The sequence below is a fragment of the Wolbachia endosymbiont of Drosophila bicornuta genome (genome assembly GCF_028982105.1).
GTDB classification, from domain to species: Bacteria; Pseudomonadota; Alphaproteobacteria; order Rickettsiales; family Anaplasmataceae; genus Wolbachia; species Wolbachia pipientis.
The window spans coordinates 20944-41092 of sequence record NZ_JAPQLF010000127.1; the positions used below are offsets into that span (position 1 = coordinate 20944).

The window sequence follows — 20149 nt, forward strand, 5'->3', positions numbered from 1 at the left end:
ATTTCAACCAGATGTTATGGTGGATGGAATTTAACCATCATGATTTCATGACATCGGATCGCACACTCACCTTTGCACTACGCAGCAAAAGATGGACATGAGAAAATTGTTAAGGCTTTACTGACAAATAAGGCAAATGCTAGTATTGCCACTGTGGAAGGTATAACCCCACTACATTTTGCAGTGCAGAGTGGCCACTTGAAGATAGTTGTTGCTCTTCTCGAGCATGGGGTTAACGTTCGCGCTAAAGATAAAAATAATGCTACGCCATTACACTATGCAGCAGAGAGTGGTCATAAGGCAGTTGCTGAGCTTTTAATAAAAAATGGAGTAGAAATCAATGATAAAGCCAATAATAATCTAACACCATTACATGTAGCTGCTCTGAAAGGTCACAAAGATATTATTGAACTCCTAATAAGAAATAAAGCTGAAGTTAGAGCTCAAGACATTAAGGGTAGTACACCATTACATGCAGCTGCGATGAATGGTAGCAAAGATATTATTGATCTTCTAATAAAAAATAAAGCTGAAGTTGATGCTAGAACTAATGATGGCATGACGCCATTGCATGTAGCTGCTCTAAGTGGACATAAAGACGCTATTGCTTTTCTAATCAAAAGTAAAGCTGAAGTCAATACTAGTACTAATTATGGTCTTACACCTTTACATGCAGCTATTGTAGGGGGTCACAAAGATATTGTGAACCTTTTAATAAAAAATGAAGCCAAAGTTAATATGGAAGGTATTGCAGGTAGTACACCATTACATGTAGCTGTGGAGGAAGGTTATAAAGAAATCGTTGGAATTTTGGTAGCAAATAGAGCCAATGTTAATGTTAAGAGTAACAACCTAACACCATTGCTTTCTGCTATTAAGCATAATCATAAGGAAATCGTTGAAGTTCTTGTAGAAAATGGAGCTAGTGTTAATGTAGAAGGTGGTGAACCTTTATTACTCGCAGTTCTTGCTGGCTACAGAGATATTGTAGAGATTTTGCTAAGAAATAAAGCTTATGTTAACACAAAAGGTCCTGAAAATACTACACTATTGCATTTGGCTGCTAAAAGAGGTCATAAGGAGATAGTAAATGCTCTGATAACAAAAGGAGCTAATGTTGATGCTATGACTATTAATGGTACAACACCGTTATATCTTGCAGCACAAGAAGGTCATGGGGAAATTGCTGAAACTTTGATAGCAAATAGGGCTAATGTTAACATTGTAAATGTTGAAGGTGCTCCGCTACATATAGCTGCAGGACACGGCCATGATAATGTTGTTGAAGTCCTGTTAAGTAATGGAGCAAAAATTAATGTTAAAGACAATAAGAGTAGAACATCTTTAGAATTAGCAGTGTCACATGGTCATTTGCAAGTGGTTAAAATGTTACTGCAGTATAAAAAAGTAGATATGAATGCTAAAGGCAATGATGATTGGACTATACTGCACATTGCTTCACAGGAAAGTAACTTGGAAATGGTAAAATGTCTAGTAGATGAAGGGTCTAATATTAATGCTAAAAATGCCTCTGGATCAAAGCCTATACACATTGCAGCTAGAGAAGGTTATAAAGATACCGTAGAGTTTTTCCTTAGCAAGGGGTTGAGTATTAATGAGCTTGGTACAGCTAACCAGACATTACTACACTATGCTGCAATGAAAGGTCGGTTAGAAGTTGTAAAGTATTTGATAGCACAAGGTGCTGACGTTAATGCTAAAGATACTAATGGCTTAACCCCTATGCATATTGCTGCTAATTTTGGTTATAAAGACGTTATTGAAGTTTTATTAAAAAATGGTGCAGTTTATAACGCTGTTGACAAGCTTTGTAGAAGACCATTAGAAATGACTAACGATAAAGACGTTATCAATCTATTAGCATCAACTGAGAAATTATTTGAGGCTGTAAAACGTAATAGCTCTTCAGAGATTGAGAATTACATTAAAGCAGGAGCGTTTGTTAATGCCAAAAATGCTGATAGTGTAACACCATTATATTATGCTGCATGGAAGGGCTATGATGGAGTTGTCAATATTCTATTACAAAATAAAGCTAATCCTAATGTGGTTGGTAACAAGGGGTTTACTCCTCTGCATTATGCTGCTAAGTTCTCTCACTTAAAAGTTGTAAAGGCCCTATTGTCTAATGGTGCAGTATACAATGCTGTCTCTGACAGTGGGAAAACACCATCAGATTTTACTGTGGATAAAAGTATAACTAGCTTATTTAAACTAGTCAGTGAATCATTTAAAAAGGTTAAAGATGGTAATGCTCAAGTTATTAATGACCTAAATAAGATAAAGGATATTGATACAGTAAAAGCAGTGATGAGTGCTCGTAATAGAGAGAACAAAACGTTAGTAGTTGCTGCAGTACATAGTAACTTTTCAAAAGTCGAGCAGTTGAAGCAGATATCGCAAAGTGACGTGTCCGCTCAGATTGATACAGCTTTAGTGCTCTTGAATCAAGGCAATTACCAAAAAGCCTTAAGTATTTTCAGAAGCGCATTTGAAAGAAGAAAAGAAATACTAGGAACAGACAATCCTGGTACTTTAGATATTCAGACATATATAGCCAAAGTGCTATATAAGCAAGGAATTTACCAAGAAGCTTTAAATATGCTTGAAGAGATTTTTCAGAAACAAAAAGAAATGCTGGGTTTAAACGATAAGGATACTTTAAGTACAAGAAGTACAATCGCTTTAGTGCTGCATAGACAGGGGAAAGATGAAGAAGCTTTTAATATTTATCAAGAAGTCTATCAGAGACAAAAGGAAATACTAGGGTCAAATCATTCAGATACCTTAAATACTCAGTTTCACATGGCATTAGTATTAGATAAACAGGGAAAATATGAAGAAGCGTTAAATATCAATAGGGCAGTTTTTGAAAAGAGGAAAGAAACACTAGGTACACATGATCTAGCCACTGTGAGTGCCAAAAATAATATAGCAATGGTACTAGCTAACCAAGGTAAATACGAAGAGTCCTTAAAAATCTATAAAGAGGTTTTTGAAAAGAAGAAAATAATTTTAGGTATTAATCATGCTGATACCTTGAGAACGTTACATAACATTGCTGGGGTACTCTTCAATCAAAATAAATATCATGAAGCCTTGAAAGCTTTTCAAGAGGTTTTAAATATACAGAAAAAAGCTTTACAACAAAATCACCCAGAAGCCTTGAATACTCAATACAACATAGCAAATGTACTTTTTGCTCAAGGGAAATGGATCAGCGCACTTAAAGTCTACAGAGAAAGTTTTGATCAAAGAAAAGCTGTTTTTGGACCAAGTCATCCGAGTGTTTTAGACATTTTAAAAAAGATAGAGATGATTAATTTTAGATTTAAGCTTGAGGGTAGCGAAGCATCAGAGGTTCTCCAGCATCTGCAGAAAGATATCAACATTGCTGCTAGTAAAGGTGATATACGAACTGTTCAGCGTCTGTTAAAAGATGGAGCTGATGCCAACGATAAAGATATTGATGGAAGAACACCGTTGCATTACGCTGTTAGCAATGGACACATAGATATTGTAAACATCTTACTAACTAAATGGAGCTAATGTTAGTCAAGTTACTAATAAAGGTAATACACCATTACACACTGCTACTTCCAAATGTTACAAAGAAATTGTTGAGGTTCTGTTACAACATATCAGTCGTGATAAATTAAATGACTTTGTTAATGCTAAAACTACTTCTAGTGGTACTACATCACTTCATGTTGCAGCTAAAGGTGGCTCCTTGGAAGTTGTAAAATCTTTATTAAAACATGGTGCAATTTATAACATCAAGAATAAAGAAGGTAAAGCACCACTTGATCTTTCTCGAGACCAAAATATTACTAACCTATTGAAATTAGTAGAAGAGCTGTTTGAGAATGCAAAAAATGGTAATGTTGAAATTATCAGTAAGCTGAAAGCAATAAAACCAGATGAGCGCGTAGCTGTAACAAATGCTCGTGATGATCAAGGCAAGTCGTTAGTCCAGGTTGCAGTAATCAATAAACACTCAAACCTTGCAAGTAGATTGTTAGAAATATTAAAAAGTCCAGATCAGAGTTTACAAGATGTCAGCGTAGAAAATCGAGTAAAGAGTTTGAAGTTATAGCTCTCTTAAATGAAACTCTAATGAGGGTGCCAAGATCTAGATCATTTAGAAAATTATAGTGTGCTTTACATCTTATTAATTATAAATTAACTTACTATCTAATCAATCCCTAAGTCATGTATGAGTAACATTTTGATAATATTAGCAGCAGGAAAGAGCAGTAGAATGAATTCTGAATATTCAAAAGCGTTGCACCAAGTGGGAAATCTTACTCTTTTAGAACATATAATTTCTAATGCAAAATTGCTGAGTCTAAAAAGCTTATCAATTGTTGTTAACAACTCCCTTCTAAAAGATTTAGAAAACTTTGATACCCTAAAAAGTATAATCGATCAATACAATATAAAACTAATAATGCAAGAAGATATTACAGGTACTGGCACTGCAGTTAAAATTGCTCTAGAAAATCTGCAGGAGTTATCTGATCAAGACATAGTTTTAATACAGTATGGAGACACCCCTTTTATATCTAGCGATACAGTTATGAAAATGACTGATTGTTTAAAGTATAATAATTTAGTTCTTCTTGGATTCAATAGTCAAGATGAACAATATGGAAGATTAGTAATTGATAATTACGGAAATGTTCAAAAAATCCTAAAAAATGGAGATAAAATGCTTCTTGCAAACTCTGGAATAATGGTTTCATATGCTAAAGATCTCTTTACCTTAGTAAAAGAAATAAAATTTAATAATTCGACCAATGAATATTGTCTTAATGATATAGTGCCCATTGCAGCAACCAATAACTTGAGTGTAGGTTATGTAGTTTCTGATGAAAGAGAAGCAATGGGAGTAAATAATAAGGAGGATTTGATTAAAGCCGAACACTATTTTCAAGAAAGAAGGCAGCCAACTTTTCTTTCATAACTACATTTTTTTATTCATTAATTTAAGTTGACATTTGTTTTATACTGGTTTTATAATACAATTTAATTCTTGCTTGTAAGATAATTGGTATGACAAATTTTCCTAGTTGTAGTAGAGGGTATACATGGGGATATTAATAACAGGTGCTGCAGGTTTGATAGGGTCAACCTTGGTGAAAAAGTTAGAAAACCAAGGCCATGAAGTAATAAGCTGCGATATTAGGTTTCGCGATAATCCACTCAGTTTTTTTTCAGAAGATGTAGTACCACTACTTGCTCAGTGTACAGGAATCATTCATCTGGCTGCAATTTCTAGAGTTATACATGGTGAACTTTATCCTACACTGTGTCAAAAAATTAATGTTGATGGTACAATGCGGTTTTTAGGGTTATGTAAGTCACTTCCAAATAAACCATGGTTTATATATGCAAGTAGTAGGGAAGTCTATGGAGAGCAGAAGGAACTGCCAGTTACAGAATCTGCTAGTATCGATCCAATAAATAATTATGCAAAAGGTAAAGCATTTATTGAGGAACAAATAACAAGTTCAAAAGATTTTAATGTAGCAATATTACGCTTTTCAAATGTATACGGTGGTTTACTAGATCATAACAGTAGAGTAATTCCTGCACTCTGTATTAATGCATTAAGAGGTGATCCAATTAAAATAGAAGGTAAAGAGTGTGTTTTTGATTTTACCTATTTGGATGATGTTATAGAGGGTATATGCTTAACTGTTAAATATTTACAAAGCGAAAAATCTTCTCTTCCTGCTATTCATCTTACTACTAATAGCCCATGTACTTTAGAAAACTTAGCAAAAACAATATTAAAAGTCACGAAAAGTGATTCTAGAATTGATTTTTATCCTCCAAGAAATTTTGATGTAACTAAGTTTCATGGTGATTTTACTAGAGCTAAAGAGCTACTTGGTTGGTCTCCAAAACATTCATTAGAAGTAGGATTAAGTAAATTTATAAAAAGTCTACAAAACAATACACAAGAATATCATAACAATATAGATATGGTAATATATGAAAATATTAAAAGTTATTCATGGTTACCCTCCTTATTATAGTGCTGGTTCAGAGGTTTATAGCCAAACTCTTGCTCATGAACTAGCAAATAACAATGAGGTACAAGTATTTACTAGGTATGAAAATAGCTTTTTACCTGATTTTTATTACACTACAGTCCTAGATAGTAGTGACTCTCGAATCTTACTGCATTTAATTAATATACCCACAGCTAAATATCGTTACAAATTTATCAATGAAGAAGTAGATATACAATTTAAAAGAGTAATAGATAACTTTCAGCCAGATCTTATACATTTTGGTCATCTTAATCATCTATCAATTACTTTACCAGAAATTGCTTTTAAAGAAAATATACCTACAATTTTTACGCTACATGACTTTTGGTTAATGTGTCCAAGAGGAAGGTTTATTCAACGCAATTCTGAAGATTTGTTACGGCTTTGTGATGGACAAAAGGATCAAAAATGTGCAACTCAATGTTACAAAGGATATTTTACAGGAGATGAAGAATTCCTGAATTTAGACATAAATTATTGGGAACAATGGGTTGCAACTAGAATGAAGCACACAAGGAAAATAATAGACTATATAGATTACTTTATTTCCCCATCGAAATTCTTGATGGATAAATTTACTCAGGATTTTTATGTTCCGATAAACAAAATTTCTTATCTTGATTATGGTTTTGATCTCAATCGTCTTAAGAATAGAAATAGAGCACAAGAAAAAGAGTTTATTTTCGGTTATATTGGTACTCATACTCCCGAAAAAGGTGTTAATCTATTATTGAAAGCTTTTTCTCACTTATCATCTAAAGCAAAACTTAGAATTTGGGGAGCAGCAAGAGAAGAAACTAAAGCTTTAAAAGCGATTGCCGATCAGTTTTCACCTGTTGTTAAAGAAAGAATAGAGTGGATGGGAAGTTATGATAATAGGAATATAGTTACTGACGTATTTAATAAAGTTGATGCAATAGTCGTTCCTTCAATTTGGGGTGAAAATTCACCATTAGTAATACATGAAGCACAGCAACTTAGAATACCAGTTATAACAGCCGATTATGGTGGTATGGCAGAATATGTAAGAGATGGACTATTATTTAAGCACAGAGATGCAAGTAGTTTGTCAGAAAAAATGCAAGTCCTATCTACAAATCAGGAATTATACAATAAACTTACCCAAAAAGGCTATCCTTATACTGAAAATGGGAATATACCTTCTATGAGTGAGCATATTGAGAAACTTAACAAAATTTACCGTAATGCTATTGAAAAGAAAGGCAAATCAGTAGCTGTGAAACCCGGTCCTTGGAGAATTACTTTTGATACTAATCCAGATTACTGCAATTTTGCTTGTATAATGTGCGAATGTTTTTCACCATACAGCAAAGTTAAAGAAGAAAAGAAAGCTAAAGGAATAAAACCTAAGATACTGTCGATAGAAACTATCAGAAAAGTAATTAAGGAAGCAGCTGGAACACCTTTAAGGGAAATCATTCCTTCTACTATGGGTGAGCCTTTAATGTATAAAAGCTTTGATGAAATAATCAATTTGTGCCATGAGTTCGGTCTTAAGCTTAACCTCACAACCAATGGTTCTTTTCCCATTAAAGGAGCTAGAAAATGGGCTGAACTATTGGTACCAATTTTATCTGATGTTAAGATTTCCTGGAATGGGGCAACTAAAGAAACTCATGAAAGAATCATGAAAGGTTCAAAATGGGAAGTAGTGACAGAAAATTTAAAAACTTTCCTTGAAGTTAGAGATAAATACTTTAGCGATACAGGTGAAAGGTGTACCGTTACTTTACAATTAACATTTTTGGAAAGTAATTTACATGAACTCTATGACATAGTTAAGATGGCCATAAAAAACGGCATAGATAGAGTTAAAGGACATCATCTTTGGGCACATTTTGAGGAAATTAAGGATCTATCTATGAGAAGAGATGAGTTAGCAATTAGTAGATGGAACACGGAGGTGAGAAGGTTATACGAACTTAGAGATAATATTCTATTGCCAAATGGTAAAAAGATAAAATTAGAAAATTTCACAATCCTTTCTCAAGAAGGTATTAAGGATTTGGCTCCAGGTGGTCAATGCCCATTTTTAGGTAAAGAAGCATGGATAAACAATAAAGGAAAGTTTAGTCCTTGCTGTGCTCCAGATGAACTCCGTAAGACATTAGGAAATTTTGGTAATGTTAATGAGATTAAACTCGAGGAAATATGGCAGAGTAGTGAGTACCTAAGCTTACAAAAGAATTATTTAAATTATAAATTATGCAAAACATGCAACATGAGAAAACCTTTGATCAATTAATCAAAGATAATCTTAAATCTATTAAAATTTCACCGTGTGAGAGGTTTCACGAGTTGCTAGGAAATCCTTTGTATGAAAATAGGTTTATAAAGGTTGGTAAATTTCATGAGCCTGGTCTTGCACCGGTTTATGATCAGACAGGTGCTTATCATATCAATGTAAGAGGAGAAGCAGTTTATCATAATAGATTTCTGAAAACTTTTGGATTCTACTTTAATAGAGCAGCCGTAGAAGATGATACAGGGTGTTACCATATTGATCCATCTGGATGTAGAGTATACAAACAGTCTTATCAATGGATTGGAAATTATCAGGAAGATGCTTGTGTAGTTAGAAGACATGATAAATGTTTTCATATTAATTTAAATGGCAACAGAATTTATCAGGAGGAATATGATTATGTTGGAGATTTTAAGGATGGTATCGCTGTAGTCTACAAGGATAGTAAAGCTACACATATTAATCATCATGGAAAGTTAGTACATAATAAATGGTATAAAAAACTTAATGTTTTTCATAAAGGGTATTCTATTGCAGAAGATCAACATGGTTGGTTTCATATAGATATTAATGGTGATCCTATTTACCAGCAGAGATTTAAAATGGTAGAAGCATTTTATAATGGGATGGCAAAAGTTGAAACTTTTGAAGGTGTGTTAGAACAAATCGATATTACCGGAAATGTAAAGTTTAGTATTTTTGATTTAGGTAAAGAATCTCAAGTGCATAGGATTTCTGCAGAACTTTCAGCCTTTTGGAAAACTTACCTAACAAGCGTTGCTATTGAACTTGATTTGTTAAATATTTTACCTGCAACTATGCCAGTTTTATCTAAAAAGTTAAACATTATCGTACCAAATCTAGAAAGGCTGTTAAGGGCGTTGTGGGAAATAGGGTTTATTGATTACGATAAGGACAAGGACTTATGGCAACTATCATCAAAAGGTAAGTGTTTTAAGGAAATACCATTTTTGCCAAAAGCAGCAACGATGTGGGCAAGAGTTGCCGCTGAAAAGAATTGGTTAAAGATTGCCGATATACTAAAACAGAAGTCCATCTCTTCATTTGAATCTTTTAAGGAAAGAGAAGCATCAGAAGATAAGAAAATAGCGTTTTACCAAGCATTGCTAGGATATTCTAGGTTTGATACTAAAGAGTTTAATTCTAGGATTAATATAGATGGTGCTAAGAATATATTTCTATTTGGTGTACACTCTTTATTTCTTGCTTATTCTGATATACACAATAAAGGTTCTATAGGCCTATATAACGAACATAAAGTACCAAGACAGTTAGTAGAAAATTTAAAAGTCAAACTTATAACTCAGGAAGAACTATCAGTTACAAATTATGAATTAGGTGTCTTTTGCCGCTTTCTGCAGCATTATGATGATGATAAAGTATTATCTTATTTAAAATTGGTCAAAGGAATATCTCGTATTTTATTGATAGAAACTATTTTAGATTACCGCTCTCCAACTGGAGGCTCTGTAGATATTAATGTAATGGTTGAAACAGGAGGTAAACTAAGAACATTAAGCGATTGGGAAAAAATATTAAAACAAGTAAAAGGATTCAAAATTTTTGCTGTTGTGCCTTTAACAGATTACTTATCAGTCATTGATGTCAGGTATTAATCATATGGAAATACTACAAAAAAATGGTTTTTTTATTATCAAAAATCTGGTTCCTTTAAAGCTAATAACTCAGTCTTTAAGTGATATAACAAATAAGATATCAGAGCTATCCCAAGAACTAAGTGTTTCAACTTCTGACTACTTAAACTGTACCGGCAGATGGGGCACGTCATCTCAAGTAACTAGAATTATCTCTCAAGCATTAGATGAAATTATTAAAAATTACCTTGAAAAGTCACTTCAGTGTCAGATACTGCAGAAAAAATCAAATGTTATATGTAAAACTGCTGATTTAATAGATGCAGTTCCCTTCCACCAAGACATCTCCTATAGTTTCAATGATCCTTACCACTTTTCTGTTTGGTTAGCTTTGAATAATGTAAGTGAAACTTCAGGTGCACTGCAAATTATAGAAAACAGTCATAAATGGGAAATACAGCCTTTAGTTGATTTTTGGTACCCATATTTTTTTGATCAGTACTCAAATAATCGGGAAAATTACAAAATCAAGTCATTACCTATTTCAGCAGGAGATGCAATAGTTTTTGATTCACGGTTATGGCATGGTAGTAATAAGAATACAGATGCTAAAGATAGATTTGCTTATGTAACAAGGTGGATTATAAAAGATCAAGACCTTCCCTATGTGCCAAAACCTCAGCCTTCAGTTTTTGGTATACTCAATTGTGGTGAGTTAACAGAATCTGTACTGAGAGAATGCTTGTCATTGTTTGGCTACCAGGAAAGTGTAAAAGCAAAAAACATGGAAGAACTTATCAAGAGCTGGTTAGCCTTTATTACAGACACAACTACAAATATTTCTGAGATCGACACTACTGAGGCTAAGCGAGATTTATATAAGCTACTTATTCTGAATCGAGCATCAGCACTACATGATGCTGGAGACATCTCAGGAAAAATATACAAAAATTTATGGTTTTCACTACTTGTATTTCTCAATAAAAAAGTCAACGTAGTGGAGCTAGCATTATAAATGAACAGAAGTAGAGTTGATAGCTTCAAATGTGTATTGATGTTCATCTTGAATATAGTATCTAAATTCAAACTTAATGTACTTATAATGTCTTTAGTTGCCCTGGTGGTAGCTGTTGATTTGTCTTTTAGAAAGTATTTAGTAAAAAATATTCTAGATACAGCTGTAAAATATCAGGAAGGTAATGTAATTGAGAATCTTTTATTACCTGTAAGCGCTTATCTTTGTATGGCATTACTTATCACTACTGCTTTTAGATTCTATGGCTATTTTGTTGACATTCGAATGTTTACCTTAATGCGTCAAAAGATAGCTGATATATCTTTTTGTAGACTACTCCAACAAGACCATTCCTATTATCAGAACAATTTATCTGGAAGCTTAGTACATAAGGTCAGTAGCTTAATGGATAGTGTGATAGAGTTAATAAGATTGCTTATAGATTGTTTTTTCGGTTACAGCATAGCATTAGTCTTAGCTATTTATACCTTATCATTAGTAAACATAAAATTTGCAATCGCTACATTCACTTGGGTAAGCATTTTTATTTTAGTATCGATTTTCAGCTTTCGTGTACTTACTGAACTAGCTGATAATTACTCTAAACAAAATTCACGAGTAATAGCTAGTATAGCAGATAGTATTTTAAATGTTATATCAGTAAGGCTATTTTCTCAGCAAGCACATGAGAGACACAAATTTTTTCAAATATGCAAGAAAAGAACTATTGCAGAGAGAAAATTACAATGGGCATACTTTTGTCTTTGGTTTATATATGGCTATTCATTTGATATACTCCAAGCAGTAAACTTGTACTTTTTAATTTATGACTATCAATTGAACAAGATCGCAATAGGAGATATAGCTCTTGTACTTGGAATTAATATATCGATTATAGAGTTTCTTAACCATCTAACTAGGAATCTTACCCAATTTTCTACTCATTTCGGCAAAGTTTCAGATGCATTGCCAATCTTAACTACCGTACCAGAAATTCAAGATAAGAAAAATGCTAAAGAATTAAATTTATTAAGTGGAAAAATAACGTTTAATAATGTTTCTTTTTCTTATGAAGGTCAGGAGTCATTATTTCAAGATTTCTCAGTTACCATTAATCCTTGCGAAAAAGTAGGTCTAGTTGGTTGTTCTGGAGGTGGTAAATCTACTTTTATAAACTTAATCCTAAGGCTATTTGATGTTAAAAAAGGTAATATACAGATTGATAATCAAATAGTATCAGAAGTTACACAGAGTTCTTTGAGGCAACAAATATCTGTAATACCTCAAGACCCATTGTTATTTCATGATACTATTTTAGCAAACATCATATATGGTAGACTTCAATCTACTATCGAAGAAATAATGAGAGCTGCAAAGCTGGCTGGTATTCACGATTTCATTATGACTCTACCAGATCAATATGGAACTACAGTCGGAGAAAAAGGCATCAAGCTATCTGGAGGAGAAAGACAAAGAATAATAATAGCCAGGGCATTTTTAAAAAACGCTCCAATATTATTTCTCGATGAACCAACTAGTCAGTTAGATTCTATAACAGAAAAAACAATTCAAATGAGTTTATTCAAATTGATGAAAAATAAAACTACGATTACTATAGCACACCGTATTTCTACACTTTTACACATGGACCGAATTCTAGTATTTAACAAAGGAAAAATTGTACAAGATGGTAAACACGCTGAATTAGTTTCTAAGCAAGGTCTTTACAAGGAACTTTGGAATGCTCAAATTGGTTGTTTGAATGGCAAAAAATAAGATGGAAAAAATTATTGATCTGAGAAGTGACACTACAACTCTGCAGAGCTCCAACGTTATACATGCAATAAGTAATGCAACTGTTGGAGATTTTGCTTATGGTGAAGACAAAAGCTGTAATGACTTATCAGAATATTGCAAACAATTATTCAAAGTAGAAGAAGCATTATTTGCAACCAGCGGTATGCTTGCAAATAGATTAGCCATTGCCAGTCAAACAAGTCCTGGTGATGAACTAATAACTCATTATAATTATCACGTTAATTTTTTCGATAGCGCAGGCAATGCAAAAGTAAATAATATCGTATTTAATTGTATTAGAAATAATAGCGGAATCTTAGATGTTGCTGAAGTAGAATATGCTATTAATTCTAAGCCAAGGTACAAAATTTTTGCTCAGGTGAGTCTTGTTTCTATAGAAAATAGTATAAACGGGTTTAATGGTAAAATTTATCCTTTTGAAAAACAAGTCGAGTTATATCACTTTTTAAAAGCTCACAATGTAAATCTTCATTTAGACGGTGCAAGAATATTTAATGCTCATGTCGAAACAAATATTGCTTTAGCAGATTATGCTAAATATGTGGATACAATGAGCTTTTCTTTTACCAAAGGACTTGGAGCTCCTTTTGGTTCAATGCTTATGGGTAAAAGAGAGATAATTGAAAGGGCTAAAAAGCTACAGGTTTGGCTAGGTAGTGGTTATCATCAGATAGGGTATTGTGCTAATGCAGCAAAGTATGTACTACAGAACAATATTTCTAGGCTTAAAGAAGACAATAAACTCGCCAAACTGTTTGCAGACAAGATTAGGGAAATTCCACACATAAAACTGGTACTACCTTATCCAGAAACTAATATAGTAAGCTTTAGTATAAAAGCACTAAATGTAACTAATGAGGTTTTCTTGAGTAAGTGCCAAGCTTATGGTTTATTGCTTTTTCCTTGGCTCGAGTCTCATATAAGAGCAGTTACCCATCTTGGCACAAAGGAAACAGACATCATGAAAGCTGCTGAAATTATAAAGGAGGTTGTGTTAAATTTAATATGAGAGTAAAAATAGATTTCTTTAGCGATTCAAACACTGACCCTTCAGCCAAAATGAGGGAAGCGATGGCTAAAGCAAAAGTTGGAAACGAAGCTGCATGTGAAGATCCAACTGTGAACGAATTAGTGGCAACCGCATGTAAAATATTAGGTAAACCTGCAGGAATCTTTTTGATTTCAGGAACGATGTCCAATGTAATTGCTTATAAAGTACACATTCAAAGACCTGGTGATTACTTGCTGCTTGATGAAACTTCACATCCACTCATAGTACAGTCTGGCTTGATCGCAGCCCAGGCACATGCTACTCCTTTGCCCATCAAAGGTACAAGAGGAATATTTACTGGAGAACAAATTGTTGAGTTTATTACTCGTCCTAGTTTAAGAAATATTCCGAGAGTTGGGCTTGTTTCTATCGAACAAACGACAAATTTTGGTGGTGGAGCTGTGTGGCCTTTAGAATATATTCAAGAGATCTCAAGTCTCTGCAAAGAGAATGACGTATTCACTCATTTAGATGGAGCAAGACTGTTCAACGCTTGTGCTCATACTAAAATATCTCCAAAGGAGTATGCAAGTTATTTTGATTCGGTATTCATTGATTTTAGTAAAGGATTAGGTGCTCCAATGGGCGCAATATTGCTTGGAAGTGAAGATTTTATTGAAAAAGCTTGGTACTATAAGTTTCAAATTGGCGGAGGTATGCACCAAGCTGGCATTATTTCAGCTGCATGTTTATATGCTCTACGTAATAATGTAAATTCTTTAGAAGAAGATCATAAAAAAATGCAGCACCTTATAGAAGGCCTAGACTCCATAGATCAAGTTATAATTGATATCGACCTGTATAAAACTAATATAGCGTATTTTTCATTACGTACTAATTGTATATCTACTCAAGAATTAATAAACGTACTAATGACAAATTATGGAATTAGAATGGCTAACATCAAAGGTAAAATCAGAGCTATAACACATAGAGATATAAGCTATGAAGATATTAATACTACTGTATCTGCTATAAGAAAGATACTAAGTAATTTTCTGCACTAATTGTTTGCAAACTTCTTGTCAAACAATATTATACCAATATAGTATTATGCTAGCATCTGCGTAGAGCTATTTGGGAATAGGTGTGAACTTTGTCTTCTTTCAATATTTACTATTCTTCTGTGGATATATGCTGCTTTATTTATCAAGACAAAGTATACCAATTGCTCTACCAGTGTTAATAGATACTGACCATGTAAAATTAAGCTATTTTTTTGCCTGCTTTTCTTTTTTTTATGGAGTATCAAAATTTGTTAATGGAATAATCATGGACTCCAAAAATAATCCATTATTTATGTTTGGGCTATGCAATATTGTAACTGGATTATTAACCATTGGTATAACTTTATCATATAATAATCTAACTTTATTACTGTTAACATTAATATTATTAGCTTGGACACAAGGGTTAGGTTGGCCAGCTATTACCAAGTTTATGGTTACAAACTCTAGCATCTCTTCAATTGCATCATCATGGGGAGTTATGAGCGCATCTCAGCAACTTGGTTCTTGTATTACTTTAATTGTATTACCAAGTATAATTAAAATATATAATGCAAAAAGTGCATTTTTGTACTCTGGTTTCTTATGCTTACTTTTTGGAATTTATATAATATTAAAGGCATATTACAAAGAAAGTGCCAACTTTACTACCTATTATAAGGTGCAGAAATCTCAAATAGGTATCAAGGTAACAAGTTCCATATGGTTTCTATGTTGTGCTACTTTTTGTGCTTATATTATAAAAATGGGAATCTTCTTTTGGTTTCCTATAATTTTAAAGAATAAATTACAAATTTCTCTTGTACAATCCTCACTAATAACAGGCGTATATGATTTAGGTGGAATCCTTGGAACTTTAATAACAGGAAGAATTAGTGATATGTACTTCTTTCAAAATAGAAGCTTGCTGGCATCACTTTATATGTTGGGTATAGCACTCACTTTTATTGCAATGAACTTTGGTCAAAACATAATTCTTATGAACCTTTGTGCAATCTTATCAGGATTCTTTATATTTGGAGTGCAAGTACTGACAGGTGTTATAGCTGTAGAAATTGCTCCACAAAATAATGTATGTGCAATTGTAAGCTTGACAGGATTATTTGGGTATATTGCAAGTTCAATATTTTCATGCGTGCTCTTAGGAGTACTTGTTAAGCACTGTGGTAACAGTATTATGTTTTCATTTTTTTCCATTTGCTCTGTTGTTGCACTCGTTTGCTTTTCCATACTATCAAGCAAAGATCTAAAAAAACTAAGTAAAGCGGTGTAAAAAAAATTTCTCAACAGTTATAGCACTTCTCGCAATAGTCCGAATAGGATAAGATATGTGCTTATGGCTATGGTAGAGCAGTAGCATATTATGATCTGTTCGGATTATTGTAAAAAGAGCTATAAACTTTGTAGATAGATTTTTTACCCAAGGAATAAACATGGTAACCATATCTTAGTAATAGCTCGCTATCTAATAAATTACGGAAATCAAAAACATTAGGTGCAGCCATAATACTCTTTAAACTTGCAAAATCTTGATTTTTAAATTCTTTCCACTCCGTTAAAAATAACAAGGCTTCCGCGTCCCTTGCAGCCCCTATAGCATTGTCCGCGTATTCTATATCCTTTAGAACTTGCCTAGCATTATCCATCCCCATTGGGTCATATGCAGTAATTTTAGCCTTGTTATTCACTAACAATTGTGCAATATCTATAGCTGGGCTATTTCTTACATCATCAGTACCAGACTTAAAAGTTAGCCCCCATATTGCTATTTTTTTATTTTGGACTCCATTTAATACATATTCTACCTTTTTAGCAATGTTTGTTATATGATTATAGTTAGATTCCTTAACTGAATTTAAAATTTGTAGCTTGACATTGTGATCTTCAGCAAGCCTTATTAAAGCTGACAAATCTTTAGGAAAACATGATCCTCCAAATCCTGGACCAGCTTTGAGAAATTCCTTACCTATTCTATGGTCCATTCCCATACTGTTAGCTAAAAGGTCAATGTCTGCTCCTAATAGCTCACATAAACCTGCCATCTCATTGATAAAAGCAACCTTTGTTGCTAGAAAAGCATTAGAAGCATATTTAATCATTTCAGCAGTAACTGTATCAGTGACTATTAACGGAATATTCTTATCTATAAATGATCTATATATAACTTCTAGTTTTGCTCTAGCTAGCTTAGTTTTTACTCCTATTATTATCCTATCTGGGTATAAAAAATCTGATACTGCAGAGCCTTGCTTGAGAAACTCTGGATTAACCCCCAAATCAAAGTTATAGCCCTTATTAGATAAATAATTATATATATTTTCTGCAGTACCAGGAGGAACAGTTGACTTTATCACTATTAAGCAATCTTGATTAACTCTCTCAGAAACTTCACTTACTGCATTATATACATTCTGTAAATTTGCATTTCCTAGGGAGTCTGATGGAGTATCTACAGTTATAAATACTACTTCTGTATTGGGATTTATTTGAAAATACGAATCGAAAAATCTTATCCTTTGTGACTTTATATTATTCTCTAAATAATCTGCTAATCCAGGTTCATATAGAGGAATTTTCCCTGATTTCAAAAGTTCAATCTTCTCAGTATTTATGTCAATGCAATCAACTTTATGGCCCTGCTCAGATAACATTGTACCAGATACTAATCCTACATACCCTACTCCTATGATAGTTATGTGCATTTTATTATCACCTTAAAAATATAGCTTAGCATCTAAAATAAATACCATTAACAATTATAAACTTTTGTTGTTACATTATTTTTCTTAATTGCCTTACCTTCCGAATAAGCTATAAATAAGGTTGATGGTATTAATATCAAAGTACCATATAAAGCACTTTTATCAGGTAATTCATTAAATATAACGTATGTTACTATTGCAGAAATTATTAGCTCTATGTATCTATACGGTGCAAGTGCAGTAGCATCAGTAAGAGCAAAAGCTTTTAACATGAAGAACAGAATTAGGTTTGAACTTATTCCTAAAATCAGCAGTAATACTAACTCCAACAAGGAAGGCATATGCCAATAAAATAACAAAGGTGGAGTAGAAAAAATAGTTGTCGTTAGAGCTGAATAAAATAACATACTTATTACTGACTCTTTTATTACAAGTTTCTTATTAAGTATATCCAATATAGCAAAGATCAATGCAGATACAATAAAAATAAGAATTTTAGGATTAAAATCCTCACCACAAGCTTTAGTAGTAATAGCAATACCAATAAAACCAATGACAGCTACTACCCATCTTTGCCAAATTATATTTTCTTCCAGAAAAGGAATTGCAAGAAGTATAACAAATAATGGTATAGAAAAACTTATAATCGTTGCAGTTACTATGGGGAAAACAGTCAACCCGTAAGTCCATAAGGTCATTCCACAAAACAACAACCCACCCCTGGTTATTTGAGTAGATATTTGACTTGTTTTAAAAGTTTCTATTCCATAGTAAAACATAAAAGGTACAAGGGTAATAGTGGTAAACAGAAAGCGGAAAAAAATTATTTCAAAACTCTGAAGATGTAAACTTAGATATTTTGATATAGTATCATTAGCTACACTACTAAGTAAGCTAAGTATAAACCAGATAACCCCAAACAAATAAGCTCTCAATCTGTAATCCATAAAGCTTCTGATTTAATAGATACGATGTACTCATATAATTTTACTACAAAACTAATAATATAAAAGTTTTCTGATGTACGTCCACAGAATGTGATCGTAAGGGTCCATTATAAATAATTCGGGAAATTTCGTCTCTGTAGACATATTAAGAGCTATGTAACGAACGTTTGTATTTGTGAGTAATAGTAAGGCTCAAGGTAGGGAAAATGCTAGTGAGGTAAAGTAGAATAACGTTGATTTGATAATTTAAGCTCATTCCCTCTTGCTACATCTCTCTTTAAATATCTCCTCTTTTGCAGCAGGTCTATAGAATTATACAGAGTATTTTATCTTCCAATACAGGCAATCTTGACGTTCTTCCATGGCATTTCTTCTGTTCTTGAACTTTTTCCCACTCTGGGCGCACTTTTTCTACAACCTTTTCGAATTCTTCTATTTTCAAACCTGTTACATCTCGAAAATTTCTCGGATGTTCTTTTAGATTATGGTAGTTTAAGATCATCTTCCCTCTCTATTCTCCTGCTATACCTCCCCATTTTATAACCATTCCTACTCTTTTGCAGCAAGTTTAAAGAAATACTAAAGGCAAAAGATACGCTTGCGTAGTTCGAAAGCTTTCTATAGGATAAGTCTCACCTGATTTACAAATAGAATTGTTATGTTAGATGTTTGCTATTTATTCTTAAGCTCATTTTAACAGCATTTTGCTTTTTTTAGTATGTAGGGGTTTTCTAGGAATTATCCTATTGAATTCTATGATATTATTTTTTGTAACATTGTTATACATATCATGAAACTGAAGCTATTTATTTATCTTCGCGATCTCTGCAGTGGATTAATGACAAAAAAACTTTGTGCACCTCATATCTTTATCAAATTTCTAGCTACACAAGCTGAAATACGCTATTTAAAACATCAAAAAACGCCAACTTAAAAAATGGATAGTGAATAATTAGCTACCCTAGGGTTTCTTTGCCTTTTTTTCTGTTTAGTAAATTTCTTAACGTTTATAATTTAGATTAGTTGCGGCTTAAAAGCGGCTGATTCACGGTTATTAAGCGTTTAGAATAAAAAAACGCCATACTTGAAAGTATAATGTAAGTATAGCTCTTTTTACAATAATCCGAACAGACCGTAATATGCTACTGGCCTGCTATAGCCATAAACACATATCTTATCGCATTCGGACTATTATAAGAAAGGCTATAACTAGCCAACCATCGGGCTTTTTTTGCCTTTTTTTTCGCTTGGTAAATTTTTTAATACTTAGATTAGTTGCAATTTAAGAGACCAGAAATGGTCAGTGCTTGGCACTCGAATAACGTCCTCCTTTGTTATCCAAGTGCCCAGACACTGGGATCCATGAAACTTAATTGCAAGTAATGCATTGGATTTGGTGAGTATGGGTTTTATGTTATAGAATGAAACACTTTTGGTGAATTTGTAAAGAAAACTGGATCCCAGTGTTTGGACACTGGGATGACACCATTCTTTTTCCTGGATTCCAGACTGGAATGACACCATTTGTTGTGTTTAACAAAGTTCGTACTTAGCTCCATATTAGCCGTAAATATTTAAGAAATTTACCAAACGAAAAAAAAGGCAAAAGAAGCCCTGGGGTTATTATCCGCTTTAAAATATTGG

The 20149-nt window shown here is 33.0% G+C and carries 16 protein-coding genes and 1 pseudogene; 13 read left to right on the plus strand and 4 right to left on the minus strand.

The features are described from left to right. Positions 1-72 precede the first annotated feature (72 nt). From OZD68_RS05340 to OZD68_RS05395, 12 genes and pseudogenes are all read left to right on the plus strand, one after another. Positions 73-3570 carry an ankyrin repeat domain-containing protein gene (locus OZD68_RS05340; protein ID WP_259366056.1) on the plus strand — a complete coding sequence of 1166 codons (3498 nt, stop codon included), beginning with the start codon at positions 73-75 and terminating at the stop codon, positions 3568-3570. A gap of 49 nt (positions 3571-3619) precedes the next feature. Then, positions 3620-3745, plus strand: a pseudogene (locus OZD68_RS05345) (hypothetical protein); the annotation flags it as partial. Positions 3746-3751: 6 nt separating this feature from the next. Beyond that, entirely contained in the window at positions 3752-4117 is a 366-nt protein-coding gene (locus OZD68_RS05350) for a hypothetical protein (protein WP_259366057.1), read from the plus strand. Positions 4118-4237: 120 nt separating this feature from the next. Further along, a complete protein-coding gene (locus OZD68_RS05355) occupies positions 4238-4987 on the plus strand; it encodes an NTP transferase domain-containing protein (protein WP_182309688.1) in 750 nt (249 codons plus the stop codon). A gap of 124 nt (positions 4988-5111) precedes the next feature. Then, the gene (locus tag OZD68_RS05360) at positions 5112-6065 is read left to right on the plus strand and encodes an NAD-dependent epimerase/dehydratase family protein (protein ID WP_182309689.1); all 954 of its coding nucleotides are present in this window, start codon (positions 5112-5114) and stop codon (positions 6063-6065) included. Continuing rightward, positions 6022-8349: a glycosyltransferase gene (locus OZD68_RS05365; RefSeq protein ID WP_182309690.1), complete on the plus strand. Its 2328-nt coding sequence runs from the start codon at positions 6022-6024 to the stop codon at positions 8347-8349. Before OZD68_RS05360 ends, OZD68_RS05365 begins: the two co-directional genes overlap by 44 nt. Next, positions 8310-9986: a WG repeat-containing protein gene (locus OZD68_RS05370; protein WP_155968452.1), complete on the plus strand. Its 1677-nt coding sequence runs from the start codon at positions 8310-8312 to the stop codon at positions 9984-9986. The genes OZD68_RS05365 and OZD68_RS05370 overlap by 40 nt, the downstream gene beginning before the upstream one ends. Positions 9987-9990: 4 nt before the next feature. Continuing rightward, entirely contained in the window at positions 9991-10980 is a 990-nt protein-coding gene (locus tag OZD68_RS05375; protein ID WP_182309754.1) for a phytanoyl-CoA dioxygenase family protein, read from the plus strand. Beyond that, positions 10981-12756: an ABC transporter ATP-binding protein gene (locus OZD68_RS05380; RefSeq protein WP_182309691.1), complete on the plus strand. Its 1776-nt coding sequence runs from the start codon at positions 10981-10983 to the stop codon at positions 12754-12756. It abuts the gene before it with no gap. A 1-nt stretch (position 12757) separates the two neighbouring features. Next, entirely contained in the window at positions 12758-13807 is a 1050-nt protein-coding gene (locus tag OZD68_RS05385; protein WP_182309755.1) for a threonine aldolase family protein, read from the plus strand. Beyond that, positions 13804-14856 (plus strand): threonine aldolase family protein, encoded by a 1053-nt coding sequence (locus OZD68_RS05390; RefSeq protein ID WP_006280070.1) that lies wholly within the window; start codon positions 13804-13806, stop codon positions 14854-14856. The genes OZD68_RS05385 and OZD68_RS05390 overlap by 4 nt, the downstream gene beginning before the upstream one ends. A gap of 127 nt (positions 14857-14983) precedes the next feature. Further along, a complete protein-coding gene (locus OZD68_RS05395; RefSeq protein WP_182309756.1) occupies positions 14984-16129 on the plus strand; it encodes an MFS transporter in 1146 nt (381 codons plus the stop codon). Positions 16130-16217: 88 nt separating this feature from the next. Here OZD68_RS05395 and OZD68_RS05400 read toward each other — a convergent pair whose 3' ends face one another. The 3 genes from OZD68_RS05400 to OZD68_RS05410 all read right to left on the minus strand — a co-directional run bounded on the left by OZD68_RS05400 (position 16218) and on the right by OZD68_RS05410 (position 19007). Then, positions 16218-17558, minus strand: coding sequence for a UDP-glucose dehydrogenase family protein (locus OZD68_RS05400; RefSeq protein WP_182309692.1), 1341 nt, complete (start codon positions 17556-17558; stop codon positions 16218-16220). 47 nt (positions 17559-17605) lie between these two features. Beyond that, positions 17606-18505 carry a DMT family transporter gene (locus tag OZD68_RS05405; protein ID WP_182309693.1) on the minus strand — a complete coding sequence of 300 codons (900 nt, stop codon included), beginning with the start codon at positions 18503-18505 and terminating at the stop codon, positions 17606-17608. Positions 18506-18809: 304 nt separating this feature from the next. Continuing rightward, positions 18810-19007, minus strand: a complete 198-nt coding sequence (locus tag OZD68_RS05410) for a hypothetical protein (protein ID WP_182309763.1) — start codon at positions 19005-19007, stop codon at positions 18810-18812. Between the two features lie 637 nt (positions 19008-19644). Here OZD68_RS05410 and OZD68_RS05415 point away from each other — a divergent pair. Then, positions 19645-19791 (plus strand): hypothetical protein, encoded by a 147-nt coding sequence (locus OZD68_RS05415; RefSeq protein ID WP_182309694.1) that lies wholly within the window; start codon positions 19645-19647, stop codon positions 19789-19791. Positions 19792-19919: 128 nt separating this feature from the next. Here the strand turns inward: OZD68_RS05415 and OZD68_RS05420 are convergent, their stop codons facing one another. Further along, positions 19920-20045 (minus strand): hypothetical protein, encoded by a 126-nt coding sequence (locus OZD68_RS05420; RefSeq protein WP_275009205.1) that lies wholly within the window; start codon positions 20043-20045, stop codon positions 19920-19922. Between the last annotated feature and the right edge of the window lie 104 nt (positions 20046-20149).

What these genes read in the sequence shown, in the direction of transcription:
- OZD68_RS05355 (WP_182309688.1), top strand. Translation starts at nt 4,238, where the DNA reads ATGAGTAACATTTTGATAATATTAGCAGCAGGAAAGAGCAGTAGAATG.
- OZD68_RS05360 (WP_182309689.1), top strand. Translation starts at nt 5,112, where the DNA reads ATGGGGATATTAATAACAGGTGCTGCAGGTTTGATAGGGTCAACCTTG.
- OZD68_RS05365 (WP_182309690.1), top strand. Translation starts at nt 6,022, where the DNA reads ATGAAAATATTAAAAGTTATTCATGGTTACCCTCCTTATTATAGTGCT.
- OZD68_RS05370 (WP_155968452.1), top strand. Translation starts at nt 8,310, where the DNA reads ATGCAAAACATGCAACATGAGAAAACCTTTGATCAATTAATCAAAGAT.
- OZD68_RS05375 (WP_182309754.1), top strand. Translation starts at nt 9,991, where the DNA reads ATGGAAATACTACAAAAAAATGGTTTTTTTATTATCAAAAATCTGGTT.
- OZD68_RS05380 (WP_182309691.1), top strand. Translation starts at nt 10,981, where the DNA reads ATGAACAGAAGTAGAGTTGATAGCTTCAAATGTGTATTGATGTTCATC.
- OZD68_RS05385 (WP_182309755.1), top strand. Translation starts at nt 12,758, where the DNA reads ATGGAAAAAATTATTGATCTGAGAAGTGACACTACAACTCTGCAGAGC.
- OZD68_RS05390 (WP_006280070.1), top strand. Translation starts at nt 13,804, where the DNA reads ATGAGAGTAAAAATAGATTTCTTTAGCGATTCAAACACTGACCCTTCA.
- OZD68_RS05395 (WP_182309756.1), top strand. Translation starts at nt 14,984, where the DNA reads ATGCTGCTTTATTTATCAAGACAAAGTATACCAATTGCTCTACCAGTG.
- OZD68_RS05400 (WP_182309692.1), bottom strand. Translation starts at nt 17,558, where the DNA reads ATGCACATAACTATCATAGGAGTAGGGTATGTAGGATTAGTATCTGGT.
- OZD68_RS05405 (WP_182309693.1), bottom strand. Translation starts at nt 18,505, where the DNA reads ATGGATTACAGATTGAGAGCTTATTTGTTTGGGGTTATCTGGTTTATA.
- OZD68_RS05410 (WP_182309763.1), bottom strand. Translation starts at nt 19,007, where the DNA reads ATGATCTTAAACTACCATAATCTAAAAGAACATCCGAGAAATTTTCGA.
- OZD68_RS05415 (WP_182309694.1), top strand. Translation starts at nt 19,645, where the DNA reads ATGCTACTGGCCTGCTATAGCCATAAACACATATCTTATCGCATTCGG.